This is a genomic window from Thermoleptolyngbya sp. PKUAC-SCTB121, from assembly GCF_016919485.1.
GTDB lineage: Bacteria > Cyanobacteriota > Cyanobacteriia > Elainellales > Elainellaceae > Thermoleptolyngbya > Thermoleptolyngbya sichuanensis.
On sequence record NZ_CP070366.1, the window covers coordinates 4,084,541 to 4,102,435 of the forward strand.

The window sequence follows — 17,895 nt, forward strand, 5'->3', positions numbered from 1 at the left end:
CGGGTTTGATAGAACCGGGGATTCAAGACTGGCTAAATCGAGATTGCAGGCAGGATAGCAAAAAAACAAAGTTTTGCATTGTGTGATGAACAACGAAGCAGCGGGCAAAAAATCAAGTTGCGGTAAATCTTGGAACCGATCAAGTTGCAGCGCGATATGCCTCGGCAGCGGGGCTGCGCCATCGCCCCGAATCTGCCTGGAGAAACCAGTTTCGGGTTTGCAGGGCGCGGGGATGAATTAAATGTCCAGCGTCCAGCAGGTGTTTGAAGGTATAGTCGCAGGTCATCCAAACTGCTTGCGTTAAATTTTGCTGACTCACGGTTCGCAGATGACGCAGTTCGTCGGTGTTGCCGCGACCCGGTTCTAGCGTGTCTGCCAAAAACACAACACAGCTAAGGGCGCTCATGCCGGGACGACCGAGAGTATGGTTGGCGATCGCCGCCAACACGTCGGCATCGGTCACGCCAAATTCTCGCTGCGCCACGATCGCCCCCACGTCGGCATGGAGCAGGTGGGGATTGGCTTCATCTACCGGATCGAGCGGCAGCCCCGCCTCGTCCGCAATGCTCAGCAGCGTTTGGGGTTTGAAGTATTTCGCCAAATCATGCAGCAGTGCTGCCAGGGCTGCCCGCTGTGGATCGAGATTATGAACATGGGCCAGGGCGATCGCCATCTGCTCGACCCCAAGCACATGCTGCACCCGCGAGGCTGGAACCTGCGCCTCTAGCCAGCTCAGGATGCGGCTCCGCAGCGTGTCGTCGTCTAAATCAACCATGCTGGATTCATGCTGCTTGAGGATGCATAGGAATGCATAGATTTGCTCACTGTCCCCTGCCAGATGAGTCACCAGATGAATCAATTGTAGCGCAGGTTACGAGATGGCTGGCTTACCGCTAGGATTGGCGACGGGCTGGCTCGGTGGAATTCGTGGGGCTGTCAGACGTTGATCCGCTGGGCATGGAACCGTTAGCGGTTGAACTGTTAGACGTTGAACTAGGTAGTGAATTAGGCACTGAACTAGGCACTGAACTGGGTGATGAACCATTGGGCAGCAGGGCGGCGGGTGGCGTGGCAGTGGGCGTAGGGGGTGGGGCGATCGCCGCTGTTCCTGGCTCTGTCAAACCGGTCAGCGAGTGGAATAGCTGTTCATAGGCGGCGATCGCCTGCTCAAAGCGATAGTGCTGGAGGGCATACTGTCGCCCTTGGTGAGCCCACGCGGCCCGCTGCGGCGCATCGTGATAGACCGAGCGCAGCATTTCTGCCAGTTGCTCTGGCTGCTCCGGCTGCACGACCGTTCCCGCCTCGCTGTGCAGCACGAGTTTTGCCAGCTCACCCTCCATCGGGGCCGAAGCCACCACTGGGCAGCCGCTGGCCAGCAGCAGTTGAAACTTCGACGGCATGTTAAAACTCACCACATTTTTGCGCTGCACCACCAGCCCTACATCGGCCGCTGCCATCAGATGGGGCAATTGTTCTCGCGGCTGAAAGTCAAAAAACTGCACGTTGTCTGCATGGCACTGCCCCGCATAGTCCTGCAACTGCTGACAGGCTTCGCGCTCGCCCACAATCGCAACGATTAAATCGGGCAAATCGCGCAGCAGCGCTGCGGCCTCAACCACCGTTTCCATGCCCTGCGTCAGAGCAATGTTGCCTGCATACAGCACGATAAATTTTTCTTGCAAGCCGTGCTGCCGGCGGAATCGGTTCTCGGCTGGCGGCATCGGGCGAATAAAGTTTACGTCTACCCAATTGGGAATACAGGTTAACTTTTGGGGCGACACGCCCTTGTTTATCAGGTTTTGAGCAAAGCCGTCGGCAATCACGGCGATCGCCGTTGCGGTGCGGTAGGCAAATCGCTCAAGCGCCTCGAACGCGCGAATGGCCAGCCGATTTTTCACAATGCCCAGCCGCACCGCCGCTTCCGGCAAGATATCCTGCACGTTTAGCACCACCGGACAGCGGTAAATCTTCCCTAACAGCGCCGCAGGCACGCTGACGGGCAGCGGCGGAGTGGTCAGCAGAATTACATCCGGTCGAAAGCCCCATAGCGCCTGCACGACGCTCGTAATCACAAAGCTGCCATCCAGCAGCACCCGCCCCAGCAGCCCCGGTCGCGGCCGAATCCAGACATAGCAGCGCTGTACTCGCACGCCGTTTTCTACCCGCGTTTGATACAGCCGTCCGCGATAGCCAGGGTAAATGCGCCGCTGCGGATAGTTGGGCATCCCCGTCACCACGCGCACCTCATGTCCTCGCTGTACTAGGCCTTCGGCTAGCTCGGTCATCAGCGGCGCAATTCCAATCGGCTCTGGAGAATAGTTGTAGGAATAGATCAGAATTCGCATGTAGCCAAAAGCGCCAGCAGAATGAGCATCCTAACGCAGAAGCCAAGGAGACTGAAAAACTGCTGTCAGGGATAAATAGCTCTCAGGGATAGATAAATCAAGGTTGCCCACGCGCTGTATTCAGGCGTGCTTTCTGGGATTCGATACAAAGATTCAATGCAGGAAGATTCAATACAGGAAAATCAAGACTGAGGCGATCGCTAAAATCAACTTGCAATCTGGCGATTTGCCTACCGCCTTAGCTCAAAGCCCCGTAAGTGTTCCGGCGATTCATATTGCACTGCCACGTCTTTTACGACCGCTGTCGGTGGCCCCTGATGGCACCAGCGAATCATTTCCTGAACGCGATCGCCCGGCCCCTCAAACACGGCCTCAACGCGCCCATCTGCTAGATTTCGCACCCAGCCGTTGATCTTGAGCAGTGTTGCCGTATCACAGGTCGAAAAGCGGTAACCTACCCCCTGCACTTTGCCCGAAATCCAGACATGGGCCCGCACCCAGTCGCCTACAGCCCTCACAGCCCTTGGTGGTTGTGCATGTGTCATTGGTTGGTTGCTCCTCATCCAAAACCCTTGTGAGTTAGCCAGGGTTGACCTGATAAAGAACTACTTCATAGAGAACTACTTCAACCCTCTGACAACGCGCTCCTGATCCCAATCCCGAACCCTCAATTGCCCTCGCGTTAGCAATTGCCATACCCCAACCTCCAACCGCTAGTTCGGGAACCCGTACACCCCAAAAAGTTGCAGAGGGGCCCACCTGCCAGGTAAATTAGCACTCAGGAGTTGAGAGTGCTAAATTCTCGACTCGATAGCAACGGCTCGATTGCAGATTGGCATAGGGCAGACGGCTTCTGCTGAGCTTACGGAGCTTGTTTCCCGATGGGCGATCGCTCTGGCAAGTGTCCGGTTCAGCCTTTCAATATGAACGGGAATGCGGAGCGCGTCAAGGGCAAAGTCCTTGCAGCAGGTCTGTCTGGTCAAACAAGCCAGCAATTGAGCAAGATTCTTTCAACCTAACTGCAACTTTATCGTCTGGAGAGACTATACGTATGGCTGCTGTGTCCTTGAGTGTTTCCACCGTTAAGCCATTGGGCGATCGCGTGTTTGTAAAGGTCAGCGCTTCCGAAGAAAAGACCGCAGGCGGCATTTTTCTGCCCGACACCGCTAAGGAAAAACCTCAAGTCGGCGAAGTGGCGCAGGTGGGCCCCGGCAAGCGCAACGACGATGGCACCCGCCAAGAGCTAGAAGTGAAGGTGGGTGACAAAGTGCTGTACTCCAAGTACGCAGGCACCGACATTAAGCTGGGCGGCGAAGAGTACGTGCTGCTGAGCGAGAAAGACATTCTGGCGATCGTTTCCTAAATTTTGGATTTTGGGTTTTGGACAGGCGGCTGCGGTTGCAAGCCGCATGTGTTCCGAGGCCTAGCCCGAAATCGAATCTGTTCAACTGTAAATTCTCAATCGCAAATCCAAAATCGAAACTATGGCTAAGCGCATCATCTACAACGAAAACGCACGTCGCGCTCTGGAAAAGGGCATCGATATTTTGGCAGAAGCCGTCGCAGTCACCCTCGGCCCCAAAGGTCGGAACGTGGTGCTAGAGAAGAAGTTTGGCGCACCCCAAATCGTCAACGACGGTGTGACCATTGCCAAGGAGATTGAGCTAGAAGACCATATCGAAAACACGGGCGTTTCTCTCATTCGTCAGGCTGCATCCAAGACCAACGATGCTGCGGGCGACGGAACGACCACTGCGACCGTGCTGGCCCATGCAATGGTGAAAGAAGGTCTGCGGAACGTGGCGGCGGGGGCCAATGCAATCTCGCTGAAGCGCGGTATCGACAAGGCTTCTGCGTTCCTGGTAGACAAGATTGCAGAACATGCTCGTCCGGTGGAAGACTCTAAGGCGATCGCCCAGGTTGGCTCTATCTCTGCGGGCAATGACGAAGAAGTTGGCGCGATGATTGCCGAAGCGATGGACAAAGTGGGTCGCGAAGGCGTGATCTCGCTGGAAGAAGGCAAGTCCATGACGACCGAACTGGAAGTCACCGAAGGGATGCGCTTCGACAAGGGCTATATCTCGCCATACTTTGCCACCGACACCGAGCGCATGGAGGCCATCCTGGATGAGCCGTTCATCCTGCTGACCGACAAGAAGATTACCCTGGTGCAGGATCTGGTGCCCGTGCTGGAGCAAGTAGCCCGCGCTGGTCGTCCGCTGCTGATCATTGCTGAGGACATCGAGAAAGAAGCCCTGGCAACGCTGGTGGTGAACCGTCTGCGGGGTGTGCTGAATGTGGCTGCGGTCAAGGCTCCTGGTTTTGGCGATCGCCGCAAGGCCATGCTGGAAGACATTGCCGTGCTGACGGGTGGCCAGGTGATCACCGAAGATGCGGGTCTGAAACTGGACAGCGTGAAGTTGGAAAGCCTGGGTAAGGCTCGCCGTGTCACCATTACCAAGGACACCACGACCATTGTCGCCGAGGGCAACGAGGCTCAGGTCAAGGCTCGCTGCGAACAAATCCGTCGTCAGATCGAAGAAACCGATTCTTCTTACGACAAAGAGAAACTGCAAGAGCGCCTAGCCAAGCTCTCTGGTGGCGTGGCTGTGGTCAAGGTCGGTGCCGCAACCGAAACCGAAATGAAGGATCGCAAGCTGCGTCTGGAAGATGCCATCAACGCAACCAAAGCTGCGGTAGAAGAAGGTATCGTTCCTGGGGGCGGCACTACGCTGGCTCACCTGGCTCCCCAATTGGAGGAGTGGGCTAAGAGCAACCTGACGGCGGAAGAGCTGACGGGTGCGCTGATTGTGGCTCGTGCCCTGTCTGCGCCGCTGAAGCGGATTGCCGAAAACGCAGGTCAGAACGGCGCGGTGATTGCTGAGCGTGTGAAGGAGAAGGACTTCAACGTGGGATACAATGCCGCTACGGACGAGTTCGTGGATATGTTCTCTGCGGGCATCGTCGACCCTGCGAAAGTGACCCGTTCTGCGCTGCAAAACGCCGCTTCGATCGCGGGCATGGTGCTGACGACCGAGTGCATCGTGGTTGACAAGCCCGAGCCCAAGGAAGCGGCTGGCGCTGGCGCTGGCGGCGGCATGGGCGGCGACTTCGACTACTAAGTTCGTTCAACGACTCAGTTCAACGGCTTAGTTCGACGAGTTAGTTGGAACATTCCCAGGCGCTACGCTGCTGGTGTAGCGCCTGGGAGCCGGACTCAGAGTTGGAGGTCAAGAACATTCAGCGAAAAGTTCACTTATGTAATCTTAGGCGAAGCTTGTATAAACCTCAGAGTTGGAGGTCAAGAACATTCAGCGAAAAGAGCGATCGTTCCAAGCGGGCGATCGCTCTTTTCTTAGTTTTCTTCTAGTTCTCCTTTAGTTCTCCTGCCATGCCCTATTCCTGCACGCGCGGCAAACGCGAGGGCGACAGGCGCTCCACCCAGGCTTCGAGATAGGCCCGGTTGGACTGTTGCTGGGCAAGATCGGTTGTATCTAACGGATGCGGTAGCGTGCCCAAAATAGCTGCCGTCGTCACGCAAAACATTGATTTTTGGAAGCTGAGACAGATCTTCACCCGCAGGTCATCTTCGCCGCGCAGCCCTTGCTGATAAATTTTGTGCAAGTAATCAGGCAGAAAATGGCGCATATCCTGCATCAGCAGCGTGGGCGGAATGCCTCCACCCCCAATGGGCAGCGGATCGGCAAACAGCGCTCCATAGTTAAAGTCTGCCTGGTTGGCTGAAATTTGGTGCGCCTGTGCGTTGTAAGACACCGTGCCAAAGAAGGGAAACGACCGGAGAAACACCGCTTCCACATAGGGCAGCGCGGTATCGGGCAAAAAGGTCAACCCAGCGGAAGCTGGCAGCAGGTCGTAGGATTTTCCGTCAATATTGACCGCATAGGTGATCGGCAGTGCGGCTGCATCGACTAAGCCCTGCTTGACATGCGCCACAACATCGGCAATTGTCTGGATTTCTCCCCGGTCGTAGCGATCCGAAAGCGTCAGGAACATCGGACTCATGACCCGCCAAAACTGCCCTAGCCCACTGTAGTAGCAAAGCTGCCGCACCTGTTCTACCAGGAAGTCGGGAAATATCTGATTGAGGCCGCTCATCAACGGATTGGACTTGACCTTGGCGCGAATCGCCGTTTTCGCCAGGTTCACAAACTCCGGCGTGTCGAGAAATGCATCCAGCCCGCCGCCACCGTGCCAGAACATGCCTTTCATGCAATATTCGGCAAATTCGTAGTTAATCCGGTCGTGCCACCAGTGGCGCAGCAGCTTGGCTGTTGTGATTTCGCCGTTGAAATATTTGAAAAACGGAAACAGCACCAAAAACTGATGCTCTGAAATGTAAATCAGGTTGCGCCAGTAGGCATCCAGCACCACGCCATAGCTCTTGAGAATGCCCACCACTTCCACGACGTTTTCCGGGGTGTCGGGCAGCAGCGCACCGCCAGATTCAATCCGGTCCACGATGTAGGCGAGGGGATGGGCGGCGGGAGGAGGTGCGGTTAGCATAGCAGGAGCTTCAGGATCTTATAGAGCAAGGGGGTTGGGTGTGGGGTGGTGGGATGGTTGCGTAAGCTGCGTGATCCCTGATCTTTAAGGATGTTTAAGAAAATTACTCAAAAATTACTCAACGCTTCGGCGGAGGGGGCGGGGTGCCAGCGCAGCGGCGATCGCCCGGTCGTCTAGCGTGCCCAGCGACAGGGAGGTGAGTTCACTCCAGCGGGTCATCCAGTTGGGCTGAAGCCCCAGGAAGATGACCAAAACGACGACCACAATCGAAGGAATGCGGTCTTTCCAGTAGATGGCCGGCAGGTTCGCTAGGGCATCCGGCAGCCGTCCAAAGAAGACGCGGTTAATCAAATTCAGGAAGTATACGGCTGTTAGCCCAACGCCGAGCATACACAGCAGAGTCTGGATGGGGAAGACCAGCAGGCTGCTGCGGTAGATGATGTACTCAGCAATAAAGCCCACCATGCCGGGAATGCCCGCGCTGGCCATGACCCCAGCAATCATTAGGGAACCCACCAGCGGTAGACCTCGCTCTGGGGTCAGCAGGCCCCGCAGCACCGTCACATCCCGCGTCCCGGTTTTGGCATAGACCACGCCCACCAGGAAAAACAGCAGCGCGGAAATTAGCCCGTGGCTGACCATTTGGGCGATCGCCCCGGCGATGCTCAGCGGCGTGGCGGCGGCGGCGGCTAACAGGATATAGCCCATGTGCCCGATGGAACTGTAGGCGACGATTTTCTTCATGTCGGTCTGGGCGATCGCCACAAAGGAGCCATACAGCACATTCACCACCGCCAACCAGGCCAGCCACGGTGCGACGACTTGCCAGGTTTCAGGAAATAGCCCCAGCCCAAAGCGCACAATTCCGTAGGTTCCCAGCTTCAGCAGCACACCCGCCAGCAGCACCGAGGCTGGCGTTGGCGCTTCGACGTGGGTATCTGGCAGCCAGGTATGCAGCGGCACAATTGGAATCTTGATGCCGAAGCCAATCAGCAGCGTAATCAGCAGCACCAACTGAGTGGCAATCGGCAGCGCCGGGTTTTGCAGCGCCGCATAGTCAAAGCTGCCTGTCCCACTGAGCAGCGCCAGCCCGAAGAAAGCAGCCAAAATCAGGATTCCAGACAGGGCAGTGTAAATCAGAAATTTGGTTGCCGCATAGCCTCGCCGCGCACCACCCCAAATTGCCACCATCAGATAAAGCGGAATCAGTTCCACCTCGTAGAACAGGAAGAACAGCAGCAGGTTTTCTGACAAAAACGCCCCCGCCACGCCCGCTTCTAGCAGCAGCATCAGGCAGTACCAGAGCCGGGGACGGTTCAGATTCGCATCGGTGCTGTAGATTGCCAGCCACACCAGCAGGCTATTCAGCACCAGCAGCGGCAGCGACAGCCCATCCATCCCTAGCTTGTAGCTCAGCCCAAGCTGCTCAATCCACGTCAGCGATTCCTGAAACTGAAATCCAGCCGCACTCGTGTCAAACTGGCTGACCAGCACCCCAGTCCACGCCAGAACCATCGTTGCAAACACCAGCGCCACCTGGCGACCCCGCTCTGCTGCCTGCGCCTGGGGCAAGAAGCTGATGATCAGCGCACCAATGACCGGAAACCAGATTAGAACACTCAGCATGGCGAATCGGAAGGGTTGGATGCTTGGGCGAGGGTTTGGGTAGAGGGTTTGAATGAAAAGTTTGGTTAAAACGCTCGGATGACAGCTTTTTCTTTTAGACGTTTTGGCGACGGGCGTTTTGAATTCAGCAATAGCGATTTAAAACATCCAGCCCAGCCAGGCGATGCCCAAAATGACTCCGATAAACACGGTCAGCAGGTAGTGTCTGGCGCGTCCTGAGACGGTGTATTTCAGGCTCTCGCCACCAATCAGCGAGGCAACGCCAAGGAGATTCACCATGCCGTCTACCACGTATCGGTCAAACCAGGCCGTGAGCCGCGACCCCTGAGCCACAGCAAACACGACCGTCAGCTTGTAAAGCTGCTCAATCCGAAAATCGTGGGCCAGGAAATCCTGGAGCGATTTCCAGCCCAGTCCTCCTGGCTGCGGCAGGGGGCGAGATCCCATGTAAAAGAAAACACCCAGCCCACAACCTGTGATGCTGGAGGCAAATAGCGCCCCGGCGATCGCCAGATTCACGTCTCTCCAGTCGGGCAGCAGTCCCCAGTTGTGGAGCATGACGGGCACAAGCAGCGTGGCGATCGCCACCGATACCATCGGCACTGCAATCGGCCAGGGTGCTTCAGGAGCGCGTCGCGTTTTAGGCTTTACCTCACCACAAAAGACCAAACCAAACACTCTCGTTAGCCCAAAAGCCGTCAGTCCATTGACGATCAGCAGCACCGCCAGCAAACCTGGCGAAGACCGCCACACCGGCAGCGCCCACTGATACATCGCCCAAAAGCAGCCCATCGGCACCAATCCCACAGACCCTAGCGCCCCGATAATAAAAGCGCTAGCGGTTGCAGGCATCCGCGACCCCAGGGCCCCCATTTCTCGCAGATCTTGAGTGCTGGTGGTCAGAATCACTGAGCCAGTGCACATAAACAGCAGTGCTTTGGCAATTCCGTGGGTTAGCAGCAGCAGAAGTGCAGTGTCATGCTGCTGTAGCCCTACGGCCAAAAACACCAGACCCAGGTAAGCGCTCGTGGTGTGGGAAAGGGCGCGTTTGATGTCGATTTGGGCGATCGCCACCAGCGAAGCCCCAACCGCCGTCACCGTCCCCAGCACCATCAGGGTCGTCAGCGCCACAGGCGACAGCACCACGATCGGCTGCATCCGAATCAGCACGTAGGCTCCGCAGGCCACCACCACCGAGTTCCGCAGGATCGAAGCCGGGTTTGGCCCCTCCATTGCCTCATCCAGCCACAGGTTCAAAGGAAACTGGGCACACTTGCCGACCGGGCCCGCGATCAGGGCCAGACCCACCAAATTTGCCACCAGCGGCGACAAATTCGCTGTTTCAGCCCAGGCTTCTAGATAGGGAAAATCTAAATCACCCGCCAGTAGACCCACCGCAACCACGCCCATCAGCAGCAGCACATCGCCCACGCGCTTGGTCAGAAAGGCATCACGAGCCGCCGTGACCACCAGCGGTTGGGCATACCAAAATCCCACTAGCAGATAGGTCGAAAGCGTCAGCATCTCCAGCAGGGCATAGCTGAGGAACAGCGAGTTGCTCAGCACCAGTCCGCTCATGGCTCCCTCAAAAAAGCCCATTAGCGCGTAGAACCGGGCCAGCGCCCAGTCTTTCTCTAGGTATCCCAGGGCAAACACTTGGGCAATCAGGCTCAAGGCCGTAATAATCAGTGCTGCGCCAACGCTGATTCGGGATAACTCTAGCGATAGGGTAATGTCCAGATCTAGCACCGACAGCCAGGGTAGCGGCTCATACTGGGGCGGCATATCCCAAACGGCCCACAGCAGCAGCGCACAGTGAACCAGGGCCAGCAGCGTCATCAAAATATTGAAATAGGCCGCTGGCCGGGGACCCGTTCGCCGCACCGCCCCCGCAGACCAGGGCAACGTCAACAGCGCCCCCAACAGCCCATAGCCTGGTACCCACCAACTGGTTTCAATTAGAAACTGAACCATCGATACCATCCCCTACGCGCGTTACACATACCAAGATAGGTGCCAAATAGGTGCCAATATTTTGGGCTGTCTCTTGTCAACTCGTAGACATGCCATAGTGGCTCAAACGTTTCCCTAGCGAGCCTGAGGCTACTCTACCGCAGCAAACCCTATAAGCCTGACTAATTTCAGACGAATCCAAACCCTGAGCCTAGTAGGTTCGTGCCCTTGTCCAAACCAAAGTGGTCTTAGCCAAGGTTTGAACTAGCTTGAACCCATTGGTCTAGAACTATTTGAGCAACTTGAGCGATTCTCGCATCGCTGCTAATGCCAGATCAAGCGAACCGAGGATTTTCCTGGATGCTGGCGGGTTGCGACGTGCTGTTGACTCTGTTGACTTGGTGCTAAGTTGACTTGGTGCTAAAAAGGCGATCGCACTTTTCTCTAGAACGTGCGATCGCCGCTACACAAAGTTTTTGTAATAAGGACTATAGCATTACCGCCGCAAAAGCTAAAAAAAGCAAACAACTTGTTGACCCTCTGGCTTCACACGATTGACAACGTTGAAATGTAAATTATTGTGTTGATTCTCAATCAAAAAACACAAAATATTAAATCCCCTCAAGGTTTACGAACTGTTTTCCTAGAATAAAACATTGGCTCTCGCTTTCCTCATAGAATATAGGGGCCATTACAGGATAAGGAGTTAAAGGTTCAAGGATCTGGCAACTTCCGAAACAGCACTTTTCGGTAGGTGTGCCTGTCCTTGGTATTGTTCACAGATATTTGTCAGATAGTTTGTCAGATATTTTTTGTAGGTATTGCCACAATGCACAGGATGTGCGGTTCTATGTGCAGCTTTGCTCACACCACGCATTACACTACAAGCCTTTGCGCTCTGTTCTTGGGTCAAGCCTGTTAAGGAGCAGATTGCCAACGGATATAACGCTGAGTTATATAGACCATAAAAACAATTACTTTGGTTTATATTGCCAAAGCGTCCAACCCCCTTGTATTCTGACAATGGGAATTCCGTCGTGCTTTTCCAATCTATTTCTTGTGATGCAAATGCCGAGTTTGTTTGCTCATTTAGAGATTTTTTGGACATCTTGTGATATCGGCTGAATCTAAATTTCAGCACTTTATCTAAGGATTTGAAGCCGTACAGGTTGTTGACTATGGCTAGATCTCCTCAGAGGTTCCTACAGGAAACTCCAGAGTAATTGCTCTATGCCCATGTTGCACGGTTGTTCTGGTTTGAAGCACGCTGAGGATGATGGTTGCCGGGTTGGCTAACCGCAGCTTGTATAGCTGAGACAAAGCGTTATCGCTTGCGTCATTTCCCACACCTATGGTCGCTTAAGTCCATTCTGCAAGACTGATGGAAGGTTGAAGCAGAGTCGTTATATCTAAAGTCGCTGCTGGCTGTTACTTAGTTGCACATAACTTGTCATAATTAACAGTTGCAGACAGATTGACGGTGTTGGGCTGGTGAATAAGGGTTCTGGACGAGTTTGCTGGCCCAGGCTGCGAGTGGCGATGAATGGCGATCGCAGGTTGTAGTTTTGTTTGAGTACCGTTTTTTGGAAGGGAGAAAACGATGGCAATTGCAGTTGGAATGGTAGAAACTCTGGGCTTTCCTGCCGTGGTCGAAGCGGCGGACGCAATGGTGAAAGCAGCACGGGTGACGCTAGTTGGCTATGAGAAAATCGGCAGTGGGCGGGTGACCGTGATTGTCCGTGGCGACGTGTCCGAAGTGCAAGCTTCCGTGGCAGCTGGGATTGAAAACGTGAAGCGAGTCAACGGCGGACAAGTGCTGTCCACTCACATTATTGCTCGTCCTCATGAAAACCTGGAGTACGTGCTGCCGATTCGCTATACCGAAGCCGTTGAAGCCTTCCGGGAAAGCGTCAGCGGGATTCGCCCCGTCAACCGTCCGTAGTAGCCGCTAGATGCAGATTGCCAAGGTTTGCGGTACGGTCGTTAGCACTCAAAAAGAGCCTAGCTTGCAGGGGGTCAAGTTTCTGTTGTTGCAGTTTGTCGATGTGGAGGGAAACCTCTTGGCAGACTATGAGGTGGCAGCAGACAGCGTAGGGGCCGGGCTAGATGAATGGGTCTTGGTCAGTCGAGGCAGTGCTGCGCGTCAGACCCCTGGCGGAGAGTCTCGTCCCCTGGATGCCCTAGTGATTGGCATTATTGATACCGTGAGCGTGGAGAATCTCATGCTTTATCGCAAGCGGGATCAAGATCGATGATTGTCAATGGTTGTCTAAGAGGGCTGTCCAGCAGTGGTTCCGATTCTAGAGTTCTAAGTTCTAGCGTTCCGATTCTAGAGTGGTGAGGGCGATCGCCCGTTGAGTGCTGTGGGAAACCGAGAGCCTGACCATGTGTTTCAGGCTCTCGGTTTACGGCTGATCGGGGTCGATCGGGCTGTGAGGGTGGTGAAAGGTTTGGATTGACCTTGCTCGATCTGTGTCGGCCGGTTTTGCGGGTTGATCGGCCTGTTAATTTTGCCGGTCACGGTTCGAGTTTTGTTGCTGGGTCAGGAGAGCTGTGGTCATGGTTGCTCAAAGCTCCGTTGCTGCTACACCCTGGGCAAAGGGGGTAACGCAGCCCAAGATTCATGAGACTGCATACGTTCACTCCTTTTCGACAGTGATGGGAGATGTGCAGATTGGTGCAAACGTACTGATCTCACCGGGCGCTTCCATCCGAGCAGAGGAGGGCGCACCCTTTTATGTCGGTTCGGGCAGCAGCGTTCAGGAGGGGGCGATCGTTCACGGGTTGCCGCAAGGGCGCGTGCTGGGGGATGATCAGCAGCCCTACTCAGTCTGGATTGGTCAAGACGCTTCTATTACCCACATGGCGCTGATTCATGGGCCGGCCTATGTGGGCGATCGCTGCTTTATTGGCTTTCGGTCTACGGTGTTCAACGCCCGCATCGGCGAGGGCTGCATTGTCATGATGCACGCGCTCATCCAGGATGTGGAAATTCCGCCGGGTCGGTATGTTCCCTCTGGGTCGATCATCACCACCCAGCAGCAGGCCGACCGCTTGCCAGAGGTTCAGTCGGTTGATATCGAGTTTGCTTCCCAAGTCGTTGGTTTCAACGACGCAATGCGGTCTGGTGGGGGGGGCGCTGGTTCTCCGGCCCGCTCCGAATCAGCCCGCCTTCAGCAGCCGAGCGATCGCGCTGCCGAGTCCTCCTATCGTTCCAGCCAAAATCCTGAGATGCTGAATACTCAATTAACTCCAGAAGTTGTCGAACAGGTACGCCATTTGCTAGCCCAGGGCTATCGAATTGGCACCGAACATGCGGATACTCGCCGATTCCAAACCAGTTCCTGGCATAGCTGTGCGCCCATCCAGTCTTCCCGCGAGGCAGACGTGCTGGCGGCGCTACAAGCCTGTCTGACGGAGCATAGTGGCGAATACGTGCGGCTGTTTGGCATCGATACTCACTCCAAGCGGCGCGTCGGGGAACTGATCGTGCAGCGACCGGGCGATCGCACCAACGGAAACGGCGCATCGACCAGTGCTGCCAGCTATTCCAGCCAAAGCTACACTAGCCAAAGCTATAGCAAGCCTGCTGCGTCCTATGGCAGCACAAACCCGTCTGGACTGTCGGCGGAAGTGGTGGAACATGTTCGTGGGCTGCTGTCTCGCGGCTTGAAAATTGGCACCGAACACGCCGACAAGCGCCGCTTTCAAACGAGTTCCTGGCATACCTGCGCTCCCATCCTGGCAACCCGCGACTCTGAAGCGATTTCGGCACTGCAAGCCTGTCTGGCAGAGCATTCGGGTGAGTATGTCCGGCTGTTTGGCATTGATCCCAAGCTCAAGCAGCGGGTTGGAGAACTGATCGTGCAGCGTCCTGGCAATGGGCAAAACGGCAGCGCTCCTGCCCCTAGCTACAGCAGCAGTGGCTTATCCTATCAGCAGCCCGCCGCCAGCAGCTTCAACGCAGGCCATAGCTCTGCTACTTCGAGCCAGCGCCTCAGCCCCGAAGTCGTCGATCAGGTTCGCCACCTGCTGGCTCAGGGCTACAAGGTTGCCGTAGAACACGCCGACAAACGCCGCTTCCAGACTGGCTCTTGGGAAAGCTGCTCGCCGATCGAGTCGGGTCGCGAATCGGATGTGCTGGCAGCTTTGGAGCGCTGCTTGGGAGATAACCAAGGGCAGTATGTCCGGGTTTATGGAGTCGATACTCAGTCCAAGCGGCGGGTTGCAGAGACGATCATTCAGCGTCCATAGACCCTCTAGCCATTTTGTGTAGCTGCCGTGTAGCTGCTCTATGGCGTTGCGGCTCGTTGATCGGGTGGGGTCAGGTTTAACGACAGATTGGTTTATACACCTTTAGGGCAATGCAGAGGTCATCGCTATCGTCAGTTGAGGGCAGCCCTGGGCTGACAAGTGGCGATGTGGTGATTGAACCCGGTGCGGCGATCGCCCCTGGGGTTTTGCTCCAGACTGATCCTGGCAGTCAGATTACGATTCGGGCAGGGGTTAGCGTTGCGGCGGGGGCTATCTTGCACGCCCACGGCGGCCCGCTGACGATCGAGGCAGGCGCGACGATCGGTTCGCGGGTGCTAATCATTGGGGCGGGACACATCGGCGCGACAGCTTGCATCGGTGCTGAGGCGACGATTCTGAATCCGGCGATCGCCCCCGGCGAAATAGTGCCACCCAGGGCATTGCTGGGAGACACGAGCCGTCGGGTTGACCTGGATACTCCACTCGTATCCGCGATGCCAGACTTCAGCGGTGCGGTTCCATCTATACTTCCATCCATACCGCTGTCTACTCCACCCTCCACGTCTGCTGCTGGGCCCGGGCCCGATGCGCTGAGTGAGCATCGCTCTGTGGGCAGACTCTCGACCACTGCGCCGATTAGTCTGTCCACACCCCCGGTCTACGGACGGGAGGCACTTCAGCAGCTTCTAGCAACCATGTTTCCCTATCGGCAAGCGGAGACAGATGGCGCTTCGCCGCCTGATGCTGGCTGAATCATTTGGTTTAATGTTGTACAGAATTGTGCAGAAATATTGTGCAGAAATCATGCAGAAATCGCGCCAGTGTCTAGCGCAAGTTGGGCAGTGCGAGCCAAAAGACCGCCAAGCCGAGGGCGTAGTGTTAAGCTGAGAAGGCGATCGCCAATCTGAGCATCAAACCCTATGGACGCATCCGGCAAACTTCAGGTTGGAACGACCCCGCCCCGGCGAGACTTTGGAGACAGCGCTTTGGGGTTAGTTTGCACGCGCAGCTTTCCCGCCATTGTGGGCACGGCTGACATGATGCTGAAGTCCTCCGGCGTGACGCTGATTGGCTATGAAAAAACAGGCAGCGGCTATTGCACTGCCGTCGTGCGGGGCGGCATTTCCGATGTCCGCATTGCTGTGGATGTGGGTGAAGAAACGGCGCGACGGTTCGACCAGTTTATTTCTAAAACCATTATTGCTCGCCCCTCGCCCAACCTCGAAGCCGTGCTACCCATCGGCAGTCGGCTGGCAAAGTTTCTCTCCGACCGGGGCTATAGCCGCCTCAGCAAGCAGGCCGTAGGGCTTCTGGAAACACGCGGCTATCCGGCGATGGTCGGCGCAGCCGATGCCATGCTGAAGGCGGCCGAGGTGCAGCTTGCGGCGTGCGAAACGATTGGCGACGGACTGTGTACTGCAATTATTCGCGGGCGTGTGGCGGATGTGGCAATGGCCGTAGAAGCCGGGATGCACGAAGCCGAGCGGATTGGTGAACTGCACGCTGTGATGGTGATTCCGCGCCCGCTAGATGATTTGGAAGAAACCCTTCCTCTGGCTAGCTACTGGATCGAGAGGCCGCAGCCGATCGCCCTGCCGCTTGATCTAAAAGCGCCGCAGAAGGAGTTGGCGGCACCAGAACAGCCCGAAGTTGAAGTGCAAAAGATAACCGTACAAAAGACCATCGAGTCGGCGGAGCCGCTGGAACCCGAAGCGCGATCGCCCCACGCTGCTCCCCCTCTTGCCGAACCGATTCCCCTGCCAGAGCTAGCCCCCCTGGCTGATCAGCGTCCCAAGCGCCTGGAAAATCCTGAAGAATAATCAAATCAGAATCATCTGACTTTCCCCAGTTCTAAACTCGCTCTCACCTTTCAACATGCCTCCAGTTCTGGATTTGCCCACCCTGGCCCGGTGGCTTGCGGGCGAGTTTGACAATCGCGCCCAGTCGCTTGACCAGCCGGCCTGGTTTGTTCACCTGCGGCTATGGCACCGCCCCCTGCCCATTCGGATAAATGGATGCCTTGCGCTGTTTGCGGAACAGGCCAACGCGCTGTATTTGCAAAACCCCTACCGACAGCGGGTGCTGGTCTTGCAGGAGAATGACGACGGGAACACCGATGCGGGCGGTGGGGACGACGGCAAGCCTGCTGTGCAATATACCGTGCAATACTGGGCCTTTCGCCAGCCGGATCGGTTTCGGGGCGCGGGCGCACGACCGGAGCTACTGTCTGACTTAGCGCTAGACGACTTGCAGCCCCTACCGGGCTGTCGGCTGCGGCTGCGGCCTCAGGGAGACGGGGTGGCCGCAGAACCCATCGAGGGCGATCGCTGCTGTTTTCAATACAATGGCGAAACGCGCCAGGTTGTGCTGGGGTTTGAAGCCAGCCCAGGCCGCTTTCGCAGCTACGACAAAGGCGTTGACCCAGACACCGGCCAGGCGCTTTGGGGAGCGCTGATGGGCCCTTACGAATTCACCAAACAGGTGGACTATCCCCTCTGAAACGCCAGCAGGAGTGCCAAGATCGCCTACCAGGGATGACCCAAACCCCTGCAAAAGAAACATCGTCAATCTTCCCAATGCGATCGCTGAGGGCTTTCGGCTTTTGCCGCCGAGGAGTGACTTCACCCAATCAGAGGATTGTGGAGCGTCTGAAAACAAGGGTTCCTAATTGATTCTCTATAGACCCATAGAAGAAATGAATATTGCCGCCTGCATCCGGGATTTTGAGATGCAAGACTGAAGGGATGAGCTAGGATGTGTTTCGACAGATAAGTTGCTGGCTGAGTTTGAGTTGATCTGTTACCCAAGTGCGGCCGATTGAGCATCGGCTGATTGAATTGAACCGCTGGGTGCGGCTGTGGCTCCGCGCTGCTAGACTCCACGCTGCTGAGGGAGCGCTCTGCGAGGTCAGGATAACTTTTACCCTAGAGGAAATTTAACAAGTTAATTATGGTGAATCGTGTTGTTAGCCCGGATTTGCATCCGATGGTGAAATTTCAGCGTCAGGTGAAATCGCTCGTAGATTCAGATATTCTGAAGCCGAGCGATCGCCTTTGGAAGATTGCGCTGCTCTATGGCGACGAGTGGGCCTACTGGAAGCGCGAACTGGAGGACTTCGACTTTTCCATGCGAGATCCCGTAGCCGACTTGCTTGCTGTAGAGTCCTGGGACGAAGATTAATGAGCAATTAGGT

Annotated in this window: 15 protein-coding genes; 9 read left to right on the forward strand and 6 right to left on the reverse strand. The window is 56.0% G+C overall.

Annotated elements, in window-relative coordinates:
- Positions 1-139: 139 nt before the first annotated feature.
- The 3 genes from yqeK to JTM80_RS16725 form a co-directional block, all read right to left on the reverse strand.
- Positions 140-775: a bis(5'-nucleosyl)-tetraphosphatase (symmetrical) YqeK gene (gene yqeK / locus JTM80_RS16715; RefSeq protein ID WP_205369875.1), complete on the reverse strand. Its 636-nt coding sequence runs from the start codon at positions 773-775 to the stop codon at positions 140-142.
- 118 nt (positions 776-893) lie between these two features.
- Complete coding sequence (locus JTM80_RS16720) at positions 894-2,345, reverse strand: glycosyltransferase family 4 protein (protein WP_172356370.1); 1,452 nt, start codon at positions 2,343-2,345, stop codon at positions 894-896.
- 230 nt (positions 2,346-2,575) lie between these two features.
- Positions 2,576-2,890, reverse strand: coding sequence for an acylphosphatase (locus tag JTM80_RS16725; protein ID WP_172356369.1), 315 nt, complete (start codon positions 2,888-2,890; stop codon positions 2,576-2,578).
- Positions 2,891-3,396: 506 nt separating this feature from the next.
- Here JTM80_RS16725 and groES point away from each other — a divergent pair.
- Entirely contained in the window at positions 3,397-3,708 is a 312-nt protein-coding gene (gene groES / locus JTM80_RS16730; RefSeq protein ID WP_172356367.1) for a co-chaperone GroES, read from the forward strand.
- Between the two features lie 121 nt (positions 3,709-3,829).
- Positions 3,830-5,467, forward strand: a complete 1,638-nt coding sequence (gene groL / locus JTM80_RS16735; protein WP_172356365.1) for a chaperonin GroEL — start codon at positions 3,830-3,832, stop codon at positions 5,465-5,467.
- A gap of 274 nt (positions 5,468-5,741) precedes the next feature.
- Here groL and JTM80_RS16740 read toward each other — a convergent pair whose 3' ends face one another.
- The 3 genes from JTM80_RS16740 to JTM80_RS16750 form a co-directional block, all read right to left on the reverse strand.
- Positions 5,742-6,869 (reverse strand): CO2 hydration protein, encoded by a 1,128-nt coding sequence (locus JTM80_RS16740; RefSeq protein WP_205369877.1) that lies wholly within the window; start codon positions 6,867-6,869, stop codon positions 5,742-5,744.
- 114 nt (positions 6,870-6,983) lie between these two features.
- Complete coding sequence (locus tag JTM80_RS16745; RefSeq protein WP_172358069.1) at positions 6,984-8,495, reverse strand: NADH-quinone oxidoreductase subunit M; 1,512 nt, start codon at positions 8,493-8,495, stop codon at positions 6,984-6,986.
- 138 nt (positions 8,496-8,633) lie between these two features.
- Positions 8,634-10,469, reverse strand: coding sequence for an NAD(P)H-quinone oxidoreductase subunit F (locus tag JTM80_RS16750; RefSeq protein WP_205369879.1), 1,836 nt, complete (start codon positions 10,467-10,469; stop codon positions 8,634-8,636).
- A gap of 1,579 nt (positions 10,470-12,048) precedes the next feature.
- On the opposite strand from JTM80_RS16750, the gene JTM80_RS16755 reads away from it, so the two are divergent.
- The 7 genes from JTM80_RS16755 to JTM80_RS16785 all read left to right on the forward strand — a co-directional run bounded on the left by JTM80_RS16755 (position 12,049) and on the right by JTM80_RS16785 (position 17,882).
- Positions 12,049-12,390, forward strand: coding sequence for a carbon dioxide-concentrating mechanism protein CcmK (locus JTM80_RS16755; RefSeq protein WP_068507759.1), 342 nt, complete (start codon positions 12,049-12,051; stop codon positions 12,388-12,390).
- Between the two features lie 10 nt (positions 12,391-12,400).
- The gene (locus JTM80_RS16760) at positions 12,401-12,703 is read left to right on the forward strand and encodes a EutN/CcmL family microcompartment protein (protein ID WP_068507758.1); all 303 of its coding nucleotides are present in this window, start codon (positions 12,401-12,403) and stop codon (positions 12,701-12,703) included.
- Positions 12,704-13,007: 304 nt separating this feature from the next.
- Positions 13,008-14,702 (forward strand): ribulose bisphosphate carboxylase small subunit, encoded by a 1,695-nt coding sequence (locus JTM80_RS16765; protein WP_172358071.1) that lies wholly within the window; start codon positions 13,008-13,010, stop codon positions 14,700-14,702.
- Positions 14,703-14,812: 110 nt separating this feature from the next.
- Positions 14,813-15,454, forward strand: coding sequence for a hypothetical protein (locus JTM80_RS16770; protein ID WP_205369881.1), 642 nt, complete (start codon positions 14,813-14,815; stop codon positions 15,452-15,454).
- A 168-nt stretch (positions 15,455-15,622) separates the two neighbouring features.
- The gene (locus tag JTM80_RS16775) at positions 15,623-16,522 is read left to right on the forward strand and encodes a carbon dioxide-concentrating mechanism protein CcmK (RefSeq protein ID WP_172358073.1); all 900 of its coding nucleotides are present in this window, start codon (positions 15,623-15,625) and stop codon (positions 16,520-16,522) included.
- A gap of 55 nt (positions 16,523-16,577) precedes the next feature.
- Positions 16,578-17,201, forward strand: coding sequence for a chromophore lyase CpcT/CpeT (locus JTM80_RS16780; RefSeq protein ID WP_172358074.1), 624 nt, complete (start codon positions 16,578-16,580; stop codon positions 17,199-17,201).
- 450 nt (positions 17,202-17,651) lie between these two features.
- Positions 17,652-17,882, forward strand: a complete 231-nt coding sequence (locus JTM80_RS16785; RefSeq protein ID WP_172358075.1) for a DUF4327 family protein — start codon at positions 17,652-17,654, stop codon at positions 17,880-17,882.
- Positions 17,883-17,895 lie beyond the last annotated feature (13 nt).

Bases quoted from the DNA above. Each gene is read 5' to 3' on its own strand.
- JTM80_RS16760 (WP_068507758.1), top strand. From the start codon at position 12,401: ATGCAGATTGCCAAGGTTTGCGGTACGGTCGTTAGCACTCAAAAAGAG.
- JTM80_RS16720 (WP_172356370.1), bottom strand. From the start codon at position 2,345: ATGCGAATTCTGATCTATTCCTACAACTATTCTCCAGAGCCGATTGGA.
- JTM80_RS16775 (WP_172358073.1), top strand. From the start codon at position 15,623: ATGGACGCATCCGGCAAACTTCAGGTTGGAACGACCCCGCCCCGGCGA.
- JTM80_RS16780 (WP_172358074.1), top strand. From the start codon at position 16,578: ATGCCTCCAGTTCTGGATTTGCCCACCCTGGCCCGGTGGCTTGCGGGC.
- JTM80_RS16770 (WP_205369881.1), top strand. From the start codon at position 14,813: ATGCAGAGGTCATCGCTATCGTCAGTTGAGGGCAGCCCTGGGCTGACA.
- JTM80_RS16740 (WP_205369877.1), bottom strand. From the start codon at position 6,869: ATGCTAACCGCACCTCCTCCCGCCGCCCATCCCCTCGCCTACATCGTG.
- JTM80_RS16755 (WP_068507759.1), top strand. From the start codon at position 12,049: ATGGCAATTGCAGTTGGAATGGTAGAAACTCTGGGCTTTCCTGCCGTG.
- JTM80_RS16725 (WP_172356369.1), bottom strand. From the start codon at position 2,890: ATGACACATGCACAACCACCAAGGGCTGTGAGGGCTGTAGGCGACTGG.
- JTM80_RS16745 (WP_172358069.1), bottom strand. From the start codon at position 8,495: ATGCTGAGTGTTCTAATCTGGTTTCCGGTCATTGGTGCGCTGATCATC.
- groES (WP_172356367.1), top strand. From the start codon at position 3,397: ATGGCTGCTGTGTCCTTGAGTGTTTCCACCGTTAAGCCATTGGGCGAT.
- yqeK (WP_205369875.1), bottom strand. From the start codon at position 775: ATGGTTGATTTAGACGACGACACGCTGCGGAGCCGCATCCTGAGCTGG.
- JTM80_RS16765 (WP_172358071.1), top strand. From the start codon at position 13,008: ATGGTTGCTCAAAGCTCCGTTGCTGCTACACCCTGGGCAAAGGGGGTA.
- groL (WP_172356365.1), top strand. From the start codon at position 3,830: ATGGCTAAGCGCATCATCTACAACGAAAACGCACGTCGCGCTCTGGAA.
- JTM80_RS16785 (WP_172358075.1), top strand. From the start codon at position 17,652: ATGGTGAATCGTGTTGTTAGCCCGGATTTGCATCCGATGGTGAAATTT.
- JTM80_RS16750 (WP_205369879.1), bottom strand. From the start codon at position 10,469: ATGGTTCAGTTTCTAATTGAAACCAGTTGGTGGGTACCAGGCTATGGG.